Origin of the sequence: Pseudomonas sp. PLMAX (assembly GCF_046042685.1) — a bacterium.
Classification (GTDB): domain Bacteria; phylum Pseudomonadota; class Gammaproteobacteria; order Pseudomonadales; family Pseudomonadaceae; genus Aquipseudomonas; species Aquipseudomonas putida_AE.
In genome coordinates this window covers 6,866,890-6,879,677 of sequence record NZ_CP064949.1, presented here as the reverse complement: position 1 = coordinate 6,879,677, position 12,788 = coordinate 6,866,890, and the positions used below count along the sequence as shown (strand labels likewise).

At 61.8% G+C, this 12,788-nt stretch carries 15 protein-coding genes and 1 pseudogene; 3 read left to right on the top strand and 13 right to left on the bottom strand.

Annotated elements, in window-relative coordinates:
* Positions 1-6 precede the first annotated feature (6 nt).
* The 4 genes from DKB71_RS31430 to DKB71_RS31415 all read right to left on the bottom strand — a co-directional run bounded on the left by DKB71_RS31430 (position 7) and on the right by DKB71_RS31415 (position 3,469).
* Positions 7-1,146: a homoserine O-acetyltransferase gene (locus DKB71_RS31430; protein WP_408599232.1), complete on the bottom strand. Its 1,140-nt coding sequence runs from the start codon at positions 1,144-1,146 to the stop codon at positions 7-9.
* Positions 1,147-1,329: 183 nt separating this feature from the next.
* On the bottom strand, positions 1,330-1,917 hold the full coding sequence (locus DKB71_RS31425) for a YggT family protein (RefSeq protein ID WP_274075651.1): 588 nt from the start codon (positions 1,915-1,917) through the stop codon (positions 1,330-1,332).
* A 24-nt stretch (positions 1,918-1,941) separates the two neighbouring features.
* Complete coding sequence (gene proC, locus DKB71_RS31420; protein WP_323606619.1) at positions 1,942-2,760, bottom strand: pyrroline-5-carboxylate reductase; 819 nt, start codon at positions 2,758-2,760, stop codon at positions 1,942-1,944.
* A gap of 22 nt (positions 2,761-2,782) precedes the next feature.
* On the bottom strand, positions 2,783-3,469 hold the full coding sequence (locus DKB71_RS31415; protein WP_323606618.1) for a YggS family pyridoxal phosphate-dependent enzyme: 687 nt from the start codon (positions 3,467-3,469) through the stop codon (positions 2,783-2,785).
* 56 nt (positions 3,470-3,525) lie between these two features.
* Here DKB71_RS31415 and DKB71_RS31410 point away from each other — a divergent pair, with 56 nt between their 5' ends.
* On the top strand, positions 3,526-4,560 hold the full coding sequence (locus DKB71_RS31410; RefSeq protein WP_408599231.1) for a type IV pilus twitching motility protein PilT: 1,035 nt from the start codon (positions 3,526-3,528) through the stop codon (positions 4,558-4,560).
* A 131-nt stretch (positions 4,561-4,691) separates the two neighbouring features.
* Here DKB71_RS31410 and DKB71_RS31405 read toward each other — a convergent pair whose 3' ends face one another.
* The gene (locus DKB71_RS31405) at positions 4,692-5,309 is read right to left on the bottom strand and encodes a C40 family peptidase (protein WP_274075646.1); all 618 of its coding nucleotides are present in this window, start codon (positions 5,307-5,309) and stop codon (positions 4,692-4,694) included.
* 249 nt (positions 5,310-5,558) lie between these two features.
* Here DKB71_RS31405 and DKB71_RS31400 point away from each other — a divergent pair, with 249 nt between their 5' ends.
* Positions 5,559-5,990, top strand: a complete 432-nt coding sequence (locus DKB71_RS31400) for a TM2 domain-containing protein (protein ID WP_323627282.1) — start codon at positions 5,559-5,561, stop codon at positions 5,988-5,990.
* A 93-nt stretch (positions 5,991-6,083) separates the two neighbouring features.
* Here the strand turns inward: DKB71_RS31400 and DKB71_RS31395 are convergent, their stop codons facing one another.
* From DKB71_RS31395 to DKB71_RS31360, 8 genes and pseudogenes are all read right to left on the bottom strand, one after another.
* Positions 6,084-7,355, bottom strand: a complete 1,272-nt coding sequence (locus tag DKB71_RS31395) for a dihydroorotase (RefSeq protein WP_274075644.1) — start codon at positions 7,353-7,355, stop codon at positions 6,084-6,086.
* Positions 7,352-8,356, bottom strand: a complete 1,005-nt coding sequence (locus tag DKB71_RS31390; protein WP_046818333.1) for an aspartate carbamoyltransferase catalytic subunit — start codon at positions 8,354-8,356, stop codon at positions 7,352-7,354. The genes DKB71_RS31395 and DKB71_RS31390 overlap by 4 nt, the downstream gene beginning before the upstream one ends.
* Positions 8,357-8,383: 27 nt before the next feature.
* Positions 8,384-8,887 carry a bifunctional pyr operon transcriptional regulator/uracil phosphoribosyltransferase PyrR gene (gene pyrR / locus DKB71_RS31385; RefSeq protein WP_274075643.1) on the bottom strand — a complete coding sequence of 168 codons (504 nt, stop codon included), beginning with the start codon at positions 8,885-8,887 and terminating at the stop codon, positions 8,384-8,386.
* A gap of 86 nt (positions 8,888-8,973) precedes the next feature.
* Positions 8,974-9,411, bottom strand: coding sequence for a Holliday junction resolvase RuvX (gene ruvX, locus DKB71_RS31380; protein ID WP_408599230.1), 438 nt, complete (start codon positions 9,409-9,411; stop codon positions 8,974-8,976).
* Positions 9,411-9,983, bottom strand: a complete 573-nt coding sequence (locus DKB71_RS31375; RefSeq protein WP_408599229.1) for a YqgE/AlgH family protein — start codon at positions 9,981-9,983, stop codon at positions 9,411-9,413. The genes ruvX and DKB71_RS31375 overlap by 1 nt, the downstream gene beginning before the upstream one ends.
* A 134-nt stretch (positions 9,984-10,117) precedes the next feature.
* Complete coding sequence (locus DKB71_RS31370) at positions 10,118-11,017, bottom strand: TonB family protein (RefSeq protein ID WP_408599228.1); 900 nt, start codon at positions 11,015-11,017, stop codon at positions 10,118-10,120.
* A gap of 64 nt (positions 11,018-11,081) precedes the next feature.
* Positions 11,082-12,035, bottom strand: a complete 954-nt coding sequence (gshB, locus tag DKB71_RS31365; protein WP_323606614.1) for a glutathione synthase — start codon at positions 12,033-12,035, stop codon at positions 11,082-11,084.
* Between the two features lie 37 nt (positions 12,036-12,072).
* Positions 12,073-12,150 (bottom strand): annotated as a pseudogene (locus DKB71_RS31360) (outer membrane lipoprotein carrier protein LolA); the annotation flags it as partial.
* Positions 12,151-12,382: 232 nt separating this feature from the next.
* Between DKB71_RS31360 and pilG the strand changes: the two are divergent.
* Positions 12,383-12,787 (top strand): twitching motility response regulator PilG, encoded by a 405-nt coding sequence (gene pilG / locus DKB71_RS31355; protein WP_046818327.1) that lies wholly within the window; start codon positions 12,383-12,385, stop codon positions 12,785-12,787.
* Position 12,788: the final 1 nt, after the last annotated feature.

The following is a 12,788-nucleotide window of genomic DNA, read 5'->3' as shown; positions in this document are numbered from 1 at the left end:
GCTATCTCACAACGTAATGCGGTTCATGTAATTGCCGAACGCCTGCAGGTAGCGCGGGATCGGAATCAGGAAGGCGTCGTGGCCCTGCGGCGCGTCGATTTCCAGGTAGCAGACGTCCTTGCGCGCGGCCATCAGCGCGTCCACCAGTTCCCGCGAGCGGGCAGGGGAGAAGCGCCAGTCGGTGGTGAACGACATCACGCAGAACCTGGCAGTGGCGCCGGCGAAGGTTTTCGCCAGGTCATCGTCGAAGTTGGCCGCCGGGTCGAAGTAGTCCAGGGCCTTGGTCATCAGCAGGTAAGTGTTGGCATCGAAACGCCCGGAGAACTCTTCACCTTGATAACGCAGGTAGCTTTCGACCTGGAACTCGACGCTGTGGAAGTCGTAGTTGAGCTTCTCGCTTTTCAGGCCGCGACCGAATTTCTCGCCCATGGAGTCGTCGGACAGGTAGGTGATGTGCCCGACCATGCGCGCCAGCATCAGCCCGCGCTTGGGGATCACGCTGTGTTCCTGGAACGAACCGCCGTGGAATTCCGGGTCGGTGAGGATCGCCTGGCGTGCCACTTCGTTGAAGGCGATGTTCTGCGCCGACAGCTTGGGCGCCGAGGCGATCGCCACGCAATGGCGGATGCGCTCGGGGTAAGTGATGCTCCATTGCATCGCCTGCATGCCGCCGAGGCTGCCGCCGATCACCGCGGCAAATTGGGCAATGCCGAGGCGATCGGCCAGGCGCGCCTGGCTGTGCACCCAGTCTTCCACGGTCAATACCGGGAAGTCCGCGCCGAACGGCTTGCCGGTCTCCGGGTTGATGCTGCTCGGGCCGGTAGAGCCATTGCAGCCGCCAAGGTTGTTCAGGCTGACCACGAAGAACTTGCTGGTGTCGATGGGCTTGCCGGGTCCGATGCAGCTGTCCCACCAACCGGGTTTACGGTCGTCGGGGCTGTGATAGCCCGCCGCATGGTGGTGGCCGGACAAGGCGTGGCAGATCAGCACGGCGTTGCTCGCCGTGGCGTTCAGGGTGCCGTAGGTCTCGTAAACCAGGTCATAGGCCGGGAGCGAGCGGCCGCAGGCCAACGCCAGGGCTTCGCTGAAGTGCGCCACTTGCGGCGTCACCAGACCAACAGAATCGGGGGGGAAGGCAGCTGGCATCGACCCTGCTCTCGTTGAAATGAGGCGTAAGTCTAAAGACCGGTGGGGTTAGCGGCAAGCAAAGGCCGGGCCTGATTTATTTCAATTGGACCGAGGTGCGCCATTCGCGAGCAAGCCCGCTCTCACAGGGGAACGCATTCCAATGTGGGAGCGGGCTTGCTCGCGAAGAACGATAACGCGGTATTAGATCAGGCCAAACAATTCCTTCGGCATCAGCGCGTAGTACGCCAGGCGCGGAATCAGCCAGCTCTGCAGCAATTGCAGGGCGATGAAGGCGAAGATCGGCGAGATGTCGAGACCGCCCAGGTTCGGGATGATCCGGCGGAACGGAGCCAGTACCGGCTCGGTGATCTGCTGGACCAGTTCGGCGCCCGGGTTGTGGCTGCCCGGAGCGACCCAGGACAGGATCACGCTGATGATCATCGCCCAGAACAGGATCTTCAAGAACAGCGCGAAGATGCCGATCAGCGCCCAGGGTGCCAGGAACAGCACGTCGACTGAGTAGCCACTGAGCAGCAGGATGACCGCGAACAGCGCCATTTGCACAATCAGGGCCAGCACCAGCGAGGACATGTCCAGGCCGAACATGCTCGGGATCACCCGGCGCAGCGGCTTGAGCAGCGGTTGAGTAGCTTTTACGGCGAATTGGCAGAGCGGGTTGTAGAAGTTCGCCCGCACCAGTTGCAGGATGAAACGCAGCAACACGATCAAGAGATACAGGCTGCCCAGGGTCTGGATCACAAAAATGGCAGCGTCATTGAGTCCGAGCATTGTTGATTCCTTATTAAGTGCTGATTAGCGACCGAGTTGCTCAGCCATCTCGGCCGAGCGGTGCGCGGCGGCGCCCAGGGCTTTTTCCACCAGTGCTTCGAAGCCGTTGGCCTGGAACGATTTGATCGCGGCTTCCGTGGTGCCCGCAGGCGAAGTCACGCGGCGACGCAGCTCGGCGGCGTCGACGTCGCTGGACACTGCCATGTGGGCGGCGCCCAGGGCGGTCTGCAGCGTCAGTTGAGCGGCGATGTCTGCCGGCAGGCCGAGTTTGACGCCAGCGGCGGTCATGGCTTCGATCAGCAGGAAGAAGTACGCAGGGCCCGAGCCCGACACGGCAGTGACCGCATCCAGCTGCTGTTCCTCGTCCAGCCACAGGGCAACGCCAACGGCCGACAGCAGTTCCTGGGCTTGCTGGCGCTGCTCGGCGCTCACCTGGGCGGTGGCGAACAGACCGCTCACGCCCTGACGCAACAGCGCCGGGGTGTTGGGCATGCAGCGCACGATCGGCTGGGCGCCGAGCCAGTTGTTCATGCTGGCGCAGGTGATGCCGGCGGCGATCGACACTACCAGTTGCTCGGGTTTCAGGCTTGGGCGAATGGCTTCGCAGACAGCCTTCATCGCCTGGGGCTTCACCGCGAGCACGATCACGTCCGCGCCCTGGATGGCGTCGGCGTTGTCGGCGAACACTTCGATGCCGTGTTCGGCGCTCACGCGGGCACGGGTTTCTTCACCCGGATCGCTGGCGCGGATCTGCGCCGCTTCCAGACCTTTGGCCCGCAGGCCGCCGATCAGGCTGGCGGCCATGTTGCCGGCACCGATAAAGGCAATACGTGTCTTGCTCATGTCAGGTCCTTATAAAATGGGGTCAAGGTTGACCGTAATCTCTGGCGCCAAACAGGGCCGTACCGATACGGACCCAGGTGGCACCCTGGGCAATGGCCGACTCGAGGTCGTGGCTCATGCCCATGGAAAGTGTGTCGAGTGGCAAATTCAGGCTGGCCTGCAGGTTTTGCACGGCAGCGAACGCGGCATCCTGGGCGGCGCGATCTTCGGTCGGCTCGGGAATCGCCATCAGCCCGCGCAACTTCAGGCGCGGCAAGGCGCTGATGGCGTTGGCCAGGGCCGGCAGGTCCGCCGGGGTGCAGCCGGATTTGCTGGCTTCACCACTGACGTTGACCTGGATGCAGATGTTCAAGGGAGGCAGATCGGCAGGACGTTGTTCGGACAAGCGTTGTGCAATTTTCAGGCGATCCACGGAATGCACCCAGGCGAAGTGCTCGGCGATTGCACGAGTCTTGTTCGATTGAATGGGGCCGATGAAGTGCCAGATCAAGGGCAGGTCGGTCAATTCAAGCTGCTTGCCCAGGGCTTCCTGCAGGTAGTTCTCACCAAAGTCGCGCAGGCCCGCGGCATGGGCTTCACGCAGCGCCTGGGCGGGTTTGGTCTTGCTCACGGCCAGCAACTGCACGCTGTTTTCATCGCGGTGGGCGGCGAGGGCGGCGGCACGAATGCGTGAACCAACCTGTTCAATGTTGTCTGCTATCGTGGACATTCAAGAGGCGCCAGCGGTCTGAGGTTGGCGGCATTCTACTGGAATTGAGGGGCGCTATGGATATCACTGAGTTGCTGGCGTTCAGCGCCAAACAAGGCGCGTCCGACCTGCATTTGTCGGCCGGCCTGCCGCCGATGATCCGCGTCGATGGCGACGTGCGGCGCATCAACTTGCCGGCCCTGGAGCACAAGGAGGTGCAGGCGCTGATCTACGACATCATGAACGATACCCAGCGGGTGGCGTTCGAACAGCATCTGGAAACCGACTTTTCCTTTGAGGTGCCCGGCATCGCGCGCTTCCGGGTCAATGCCTTCAATCAGAGCCGAGGCGCTGGTGCGGTGTTTCGTACGATCCCGTCCAGGGTCCGGAGCATGGAAGAGCTGGGCATGGGCGAAGTGTTTCACAAGATGACTGATGCACCCCGCGGCCTGGTACTGGTGACCGGCCCGACGGGGTCCGGCAAGTCCACCACTCTGGCAGCGATGATCGATTACCTGAACAGCCATCGCCATCACCACATCCTGACGATTGAAGATCCTATCGAGTTCGTCCACGAGTCGCGCAAATGCCTGATCAATCAGCGTGAAGTCCACCGCGATACCCGCAGTTTCGCCACAGCCTTGCGCTCGGCCCTGCGCGAAGACCCGGACGTGATCCTGGTGGGGGAGCTGCGTGACCTGGAGACTATCCGCCTGGCGTTGACCGCTGCCGAGACGGGTCACCTGGTGTTCGGCACGCTGCACACGACCTCGGCGGCGAAAACCATCGACCGGATCATCGACGTGTTTCCCGGGGATGAGAAGTCGATGGTGCGTTCGATGCTGTCCGAATCGTTGCTGGCGGTGGTGTCCCAGACCTTGGTCAAGAAGATTGGCGGTGGTCGGGTGGCGGCCCACGAGATCATGCTGGGAACGTCGGCGATTCGTAACCTGATCCGTGAAGACAAGGTGGCGCAGATGTATTCGTCGATTCAGTCGGGCGGGTCGCTGGGGATGCAGACGCTGGATATGAGTTTGAAGGATCTGGTGACCAGGGGGTTGGTCAGTCGCGATCAGGCGCGGGAGAAGGCGCGGTCGCCGGATAATTTTTGAGTCGACGGCGTGGCGCTTTCAAAGACGCCTTCGCGAGCAAGCCCGCTCCCACAGGGGAACGCATTCCAATGTGGGAGCGGGCTTGCTTGCGAAGAGGCCATTACATCCGAAGTAGATTTCAGCAGCTGTAATCAGCGCTGCACAACCCGCATCGCATTCTGTTCTTTCGGCAGAACCCGCTTGGCCACTACGTAGTGCTTTTCCCAATACGGTTTCTTCAAAGTGTCGATGCTCACCGACTTGCCACGGCGTGGTGCGTGGATGAAGCGGTCGTTGCCCAGGTAGATGGCAACGTGATTGACTCGACGGCTCTTGATGTTGAAGAAAATCAGGTCGCCCGGTTTCAAATCGTTGCGATCGACTTTCTCGCCGTGGCCGCTGGCCATGGCATTGGAGGTCCGTGGCAGGTCAAACGTGGCGTCGTTGAACGCATATTTGACCAGGCCGCTGCAGTCGAAGCCTTTGCTCGGGCTGCTGCCGCCCCAGCGGTACGGCGTACCGAGGACGTTGACGGCGCGGCTCAGCACGTTGCTGCTTTCCTTGGTCCCCATTGGCGGTACCAGGCTGCTTTTGCTGACCAGCTGCGGAGCTGATTTGACCGATTTCTTGCTTTTGCTCGAAGGAGCAGCGGCATGGGATTTCTGGGTGTAACCATTAACGTTCGGAAGACGTTGCTCACGATTGGTGGCGTGGGCGGCCAGTGGCAATAATAGGCAAATGGTTAGCCATGTCTTGAAAAATGGACGCATTAGGCAGGGCTCGTATGTGTTGGCGCGCAACTTTATAACAGCTTTTTTGTGCCTTCCGGGGCCGTTGGTCGATTAACCTTGGGGTCAACGGAACCAAATAAGCGGCGAATGGACGCAATTGTCGGACAGAAGCCAAGTGCTATAGGGGTTTGGCGAGAGAGACGCTAACATGTGCCATACGTCGGCTGCTCGTAAAAAAGTCACAAAGATTTAAAGAATATTTATCTATCGTGTGAATCGAGGTCATCCATGAACACCTATCAAGCGCCCGTCCCGCACCAGGATACCCACAGTAAAGTGATCGGTTACCTGCTGTGGATTTTTGGCTTTACCGGGGCTCATCGCTTTTATTACGGCAAGCCGGTGACCGGGACGATCTGGTTTTTCACCTTCGGTTTGCTGGGGATCGGCTGGTTGATCGACCTGTTCCTGATTCCGGCCATGGACCGTGAAGCGGACCTGCGGTTTACCGCCGGGCCGATCGAATACAACGTGGCGTGGATCCTGCTGACGTTTCTGGGGGTTTTCGGGGTGCACCGGATGTATCAGGGGAAGTGGATCAGCGGGTTGCTGTACCTGGTGACGGGTGGGTTGTTCTTTCTGGGGGTGCTGTATGACTTCTGGACACTGAATGACCAGGTTTCCGTGCGTAACGCCCAGAATCGCGGCGCCTTCCAGTAAGTCTTCGCGAGCAAGCCCGCTCCCACATTGGATTTGTGAACGACACAGATCCAATGTGGGAGCGGGCTTGCTCGCGAATGCAGCGACGCGGTCTTAGGCCTGGTGGCTGATCCGCCCATCCACCAGGGTATAACGCACCACACCCGGCAAACTGTGCCCAATGAACGGGCAATTCTCGCCCTTGGACAGCCAGGTCTCACCGGCCACGGTCGAGGCCGCGGGGTCGAACAGCACGATATCCGCCGCGCCACCCACCGCCAGCTTGCCCGCCGGCAGGCGCAGGGCCTCGGCAGGGCCGGTGCTGAGGCGCGCCAGCAGCGTCGGCAGGTCCAGCAAGCCGTCTTCCACCAGAGTCATTGCCAGCGGCAGCAGCAGTTCAACGCTGCTGATGCCTGGCTCGGTGGCCCCGAATGGCGCCAGCTTGGCGTCTCGTTCGTGAGGTTGGTGATGGCTGGAAATGGCCGAGACCACGCCTGATTTCACGGCGGCACGCAGGCCATCGCGGTCGGCGCGGGTGCGCAGAGGTGGCTGCACGTGATAGAGGCTGCTGAAATCGATCAGCGCTTCGTCGGTCAGGATCAACTGGTACAGGGCGACATCCGCCGTGACCTTCAGGCCGCGCTGCTGGGCCTGGGCGATCAGGGCGACACCACGGGCGCTGGTGAGCTGGCTGAAGTGCGCACGCACGCCGGTCTGTTCGACCAGCAGCAGATCCCTGGCCAGGGCCACGGTTTCGGCGGTTTCCGGAATGCCCGGCAGGCCGAGGAAGCTCGCGGTCGGGCCTTCATGGGCCAGGCCGCCCTCCGCCAGGTCGTGGTCCTGGGAGTTGAAGATCACCGTGAGGTCGAAGGTGGCCGCGTAATCCAGCGCCCGACACAGGGTGCGGGTGTTGCGGAAGCTCTCCAGACCGTTGCCGAAGGCCACGCAGCCGGCATCGCGCAAGGCAACCAGTTCGGCCAGTTGTTCGCCGTCCAGGCCTTTGCTCAGTGCGCCGATCGGGAAGACTTTGGTGTTGCCGGCCTCGCGGGCGCGGTCGAGGATCAGTTCGGCGACGGCCGAGGTGTCCAGCACCGGTTTGGTTTTCGGCGGGCAGCACAGGCTGGTGACGCCGCCGGCAGCCGCCGCACGGGTTTCGCTGGTGATCGAGCCTTTACGGCTGTAGCCCGGTTCGCGCAGGGCGACGTTGAGGTCGACCAGGCCAGGGGCCGCCACCAGGCCCTTGGCGTCGATGGTGTCTACTGCAACGAAACCCGCTGGAGCGGCGCCGAGGCCGACGATCTTGCAGGCTTCAATGTGGATATCAGTCACTTGATCCAGGCCGCTGGCCGGATCGATAACGCGTGCGCCAAGAATGCTGAGCTTCACTGGGCGTTCTCCTGCTCGAATTGGCGCTGCGCAGTCTGTCCGCTCATGGCCATGGACAGCACCGCCATACGAATCGCAATGCCGTAGGTCACCTGGTTGAGGATCACCGAGTGCGGGCCGTCGGCCACCGCCGACTCGATTTCCACGCCGCGGTTGATCGGCCCCGGGTGCATGACGATGGCATCGGGCTTGGCGCCGGCCAGGCGCGCGGTGGTCAGGCCGAACAGGCGGTAGAACTCGCCTTCGCTCGGCAGCAGGCCGCCGGTCATGCGTTCACGCTGCAGGCGCAGCATGATCACCACGTCGACGTCTTTCAGGCCTTCGGTCATGTCGGTGTAGACCTTCACGCCGTATTGCTCGATGCCGATCGGCAGCAGGGTCTTCGGCGCGATCACGCGGATGTCCGGGCAGCCCAGGGTTTTCAGGGCCAGCATGTTCGAGCGCGCGACCCGCGAGTGCAGGATGTCGCCGACGATGGCCACCGACAGGTTTTCGAAGCCGCCCTTGTGCCGGCGGATGGTGAGCATGTCGAGCATGCCCTGGGTCGGGTGCGCGTGACGGCCGTCGCCGCCGTTGATGATCGCCACTTGCGGGCAAACATGTTCGGCAATGAAGTGTGCAGCGCCGGAGTCACCGTGGCGCACGACGAACATGTCGGCGGCCATGGCTTCCAGGTTGCGCAAGGTGTCGAGCAGGGTTTCCCCCTTGCTCGCCGACGATGTCGACACGTTCAGGGTGATCACGTCCGCCGACAGGCGCTGGGCCGCCAGTTCGAAGGTGGTGCGGGTGCGGGTCGAGTTCTCGAAGAACACGTTGCACACGGTCTTGCCGCGCAGCAACGGGACTTTCTTCACCGCCCGGGCGCCGACTTCCAGGAACGAGTCGGCGGTGTCGAGGATTTCCGTCAGCAGCTCGCGGCGCAAGCCGTCGAGCGAGAGGAAGTGGCGCAGCTGGCCCTGATCATTGAGCTGCAGCGGGCGCTTGGTATCTAAAGGCGTCATCGCGAGGGGGACTCTCAATAGGGCGAATTAAAGGGCGAGATCTTGCAGTTCGAGCTCGAGCTCCGGGCCCGAAAGTTTTACCCGCTCGTGGGCTGCCAGGGACAGGGTCGCGCCCAATACGTTCGGGCGGATCGGCAGTTCACCGGCATCCAGGTCCAGCAGGCACACCAGCGTCACGCTGGCCGGGCGACCGTAGTCGAACAGTTCGTTCAGGGCGGCGCGGATGGTCCGGCCGCTCATCAGCACGTCGTCGATCAGCACCAGGTGCTGGCCTTCGATCTCGAACGGCAGGGCCGACGGACGCACTTGCGGGTGCAGGCCGTTCTGGCTGAAGTCGTCGCGGTAGAAGGATACGTCGAGTGTGCCAAGAGGTTCAGCGCTGCCCAGCTCCTTGAGCAGGGCCTGGGCAACCCACACGCCACCGGTACGAATGCCGATGTAGCGCGGTTCGCTGATGCCACGGTGTTCCAGGTGTGCCTTGAGATCAGTCGCCATCTGGCTGATCAGTTCGGCGGGATTGGGCAGGCTCATGGTTGCTCCTTCTTGGGCCCGAGCCGGGTCGTTGCCGGAGGTGGCTCGGGGTGTAGCTAAAAGAGACGGGTGACGGCTCTTCAGGATTAGGATTGGAACAATGCGCCATTCTCGTCGAGCCAGCCTTGCAGCAGCAGGGCGGCGGCGATGGCGTCGACCGGGTTGTCGCGGTAACTGCCTTTCTGCCCGCCACGGGCCAGGCGTTCGCCCTTGGCCTCGTAGGTGGTCAGGCGTTCATCGTGGGTGTAGAAGGGCAGGTTGAAGCGACCGTTCAGGCGCCGGGCGAATTTTTCCGCGCGGGCGCACATGTCGCTGGGCGTGCCGTCCATGTTCAGCGGCAGGCCGACCACCACGGCGTCGGGTTTCCACTCCTTGATCAGCGCTTCGACCTGATCCCAGTCGGGAATGCCGTTTTGCGCCTTCAAAGTGCACAGTTCGCGGGCCTGGCCGGTAATCACCTGGCCAACCGCAACGCCGATCTGTTTGGTGCCGTAGTCGAACCCCAGAATCAACCGCAGGGCCATCAGGCGTGCCCCGCCTGGCTGGTCAGCAGGCTGAGGTTGACGCCCAGGTGTTTGGCCGCCGCTTCCAGGCGCTGCTCGCTGCTGGTGTTGAACAGGATGTCGGCATCGTACGGGCAGGTCAGCCAGGCGTTCTGCGCCAGTTCGGACTCCAGTTGCCCGGCTTCCCAGCCGGCATAACCCAGGGTGATCACGCTTTTCGCCGGGCCAACGCCATCGGCGATGGCGAACAGAACGTCCTGGGAGGTCGACAGCGACAGTTCGCCTTCCAGATCAACGGTCGCTTGAAAACCCTGGCCCGTGGGGTGCAGGACAAAACCGCGGTCGGTCTGCACCGGCCCGCCGATGAAGATCGGCACGTGCTGGCAGAGCGCTGGCGGCTCGATGTCCGGGCGCAATTGCTCGAGGATATCGGCCAGGTTCAGGTCCTGCGGACGGTTGACCACCAGCCCCATGGCACCATTGGCCGTGTGCTCGACGATGTAGGTCAAGGTGTGCGCAAAGTTCGGGTCGACCATGTGCGGCATGGCGATCAGGAAGTGATGCTTGAGGTAGCTGGGGCTGACGTTTTTCATGAGCGCTAGTGTGGCGTTGGAGGGGCGAACTGACAAGCCGAAGCACGTCAAAAGATCGCAGCCTGCGGCAGCTCCTACAGGGAAATGCATTCCAAATGTAGGAGCTGCCGCAGGCTGCGATCTTTTGATCTTCGTCAATTACTGGAAAGGCGATCGCCGCGGGCGAATTTCCAGGTGCGGATGATTTCCAGGCGGTCGATATCCGACAGGTCCCCGGTAAACGGCGCAAACGGCGCCGCCAGCCGCACGATGCGCTGGGCCGCCTGATCCAGCAGCGGTTGCCCGGACGACTCCAGCACCAGCACCTCATACAGCGAACCATCGCGGTTGATCGAGACCATCAGGCGCAAATTGCCGTAGATCTGCTTGCGCCGGGCTTCGTCGGGATAATTGAGGTTGCCGATGCGCTCGACCTTCTTGCGCCATTCGTCCTTATACCAGGCGCCCTTGTCACGCATGGTCGACGCGGCGCTCAGACGATGGATGCGCGGGCGCTTGGCGTACAACTGCTGTTCCTGGGCCAGCTCGGCTTCGAGGCTGGCGATGTCGCTGGACAGCTGTTCACTGTCGAACGTCGGCGCGGCCACCGCAGGTTTGGTGACGGGTTTGGGTTCTTCGGTTTTCGCGGCAGCTTTTTTCGGCTTCGGCGCGACGGTGGTCACGGCAGCCTTGGGCGCGGCTTCCTGGACTTCAGGCTTGGCGGCGGGTGGCGGTGTGACTTTCTGTACCTTGTTGTCCTGGAACGGCGCGATCTCGGTGGTCTTGGGGATCGCCTTTTTCTCCAGGGTGCCGCTGCCTTGCTGGTTTTCCTGGGCAAGGAAATCGGCCTTGTCCGGCTTCTTTTCGCTCTTGAAGGTGGCGAGGGTGATTTCCAGGGTTTTGCTGATCTGCTTGGGCTCGACCATCGTGAAGCCGACGCCCAGCAGCAATGCCAGGTGGATCAGCGCCGCCAGGAACAGGGTAAAACCGAGGCGATCGGCCGGGCGCACGCCGTAACGGGCGAGTTCGGGAGGCAGATCGGACGGGAGGGTCATGACAAGGAAACCAACATCGCGTTTTCACAGGCCGCGCATGATAACGCAATGTTGGTTTGGCTTTTCAACGGGCCTTGAGCTTCTGATCGATGGCATCCATCAGCATGCCGCCAATATCGGTGCCGAAGGCATTGTCGATTTCGCGGATGCACGTCGGGCTGGTGACGTTGATTTCGGTCAGGTGCTCGCCAATCACATCGAGGCCAACGAACAACAGGCCTTTCTCGCGCAGGGTCGGGCCGACTTGCGCCGCGATCCAGCGATCCTTCTCGGTCAATGGACGGGCTTCGCCGCGGCCACCGGCAGCGAGGTTGCCACGGGTCTCACCGGCAGCGGGGATGCGCGCCAGGCAGTAGTCCACCGGTTCGCCGTCGATCATCAGGATGCGTTTGTCGCCATCGACGATGGCCGGCAGGTAGCCCTGGATCATGATTTGCTGCTGGCCGTGCAGGGTCAGGGTTTCGAGGATCACCGAGAGGTTCGGGTGGCCGGCGGTATGACGGAAGATCGAGGAACCGCCCATGCCGTCCAGCGGCTTGAGGATCACATCGCCATGATGGTCGGCGAATTCGCGCAGTACGTCCGGGCGACGACTGACGATGGTCGGCGGCGTGCACTGCGGGAACAGCGTGGCGAACAGCTTTTCGTTACAGTCGCGCAGGCTCTGCGGCTTGTTGACCACCAGCACACCAGCGCTTTCGGCCTGTTCCAGCAGATAGGTGGAATAGACGAATTCCATGTCGAAGGGCGGATCCTTGCGCATCAGGATCACGTCCAGATCGCTCAGCAGGGCGTCCTGCTCGGCTTCCAGCTCGAACCATTTTTCCGGGTTGGCGAACACTTTCAACGGACGCATCCGCGCCCGCGCCTGACCTTCGGCCTGGTACAGGTCGCGCTGCTCCATGTAGAACAGTTCCCAGCCGCGCTTCTGTGCGGCCAGCAGCATGGCCAGCGAGCTATCCTTTTTATAGGAGATGCTGGCGATAGGATCCATGACAATCCCGACACGAACGCTCATGGGTGTTTCCTCAAGATGTGGGGCTGATGTCGATCTCTGTAGGAGCGAGCTTGCTCGCGAAAAACCTGAGAGCGCCTCGGGGTGTCAGGCGGTCAGCATTATCGTTGACGACCATCGCGAGCGAGCTCGCTCCTACAGAGGATCAGCGTATAAAAGTGGCGTCAGAGTGGCGCTGAGTGTGTTCCCGGTCAAGGAAAAACCACTGCCAGGGCCGGCCGATAGATTGGATTTGGAGACTGTGCTAAAAAGGCTGCCATGTCGTGCCGGGCCTTGAACATCAAGGGTTTCGAGGGCTCGACGGCCCGCAGAGGGACAAATAGATTCGTAAAGGCGACGGTGGAGCCACTATGGAACAGCAACCCAGCGCCTTGAAGGTCATGGTGATCGACGATTCGAAGACGATTCGCCGCACCGCCGAAACACTGCTCAAGAACGTGGGTTGTGAGGTCATCACGGCCATCGACGGGTTCGATGCCCTGGCCAAGATCGCCGATCACCACCCCGGGATCATCTTCGTCGACATCATGATGCCGCGCCTGGATGGCTATCAGACCTGCGCTTTAATCAAGAACAACAGTGCCTTCAAGTCCACGCCAGTGATTATGCTGTCGTCCAAGGACGGGCTGTTCGACAAGGCCAAGGGGCGCATCGTCGGCTCCGACCAGTTCCTGACCAAACCTTTCAGCAAGGAAGAACTGCTGAACGCGATCCAGGCCCATGTCCCGGGCTTTGCCGCTGTTTTGCCGCAGTAAG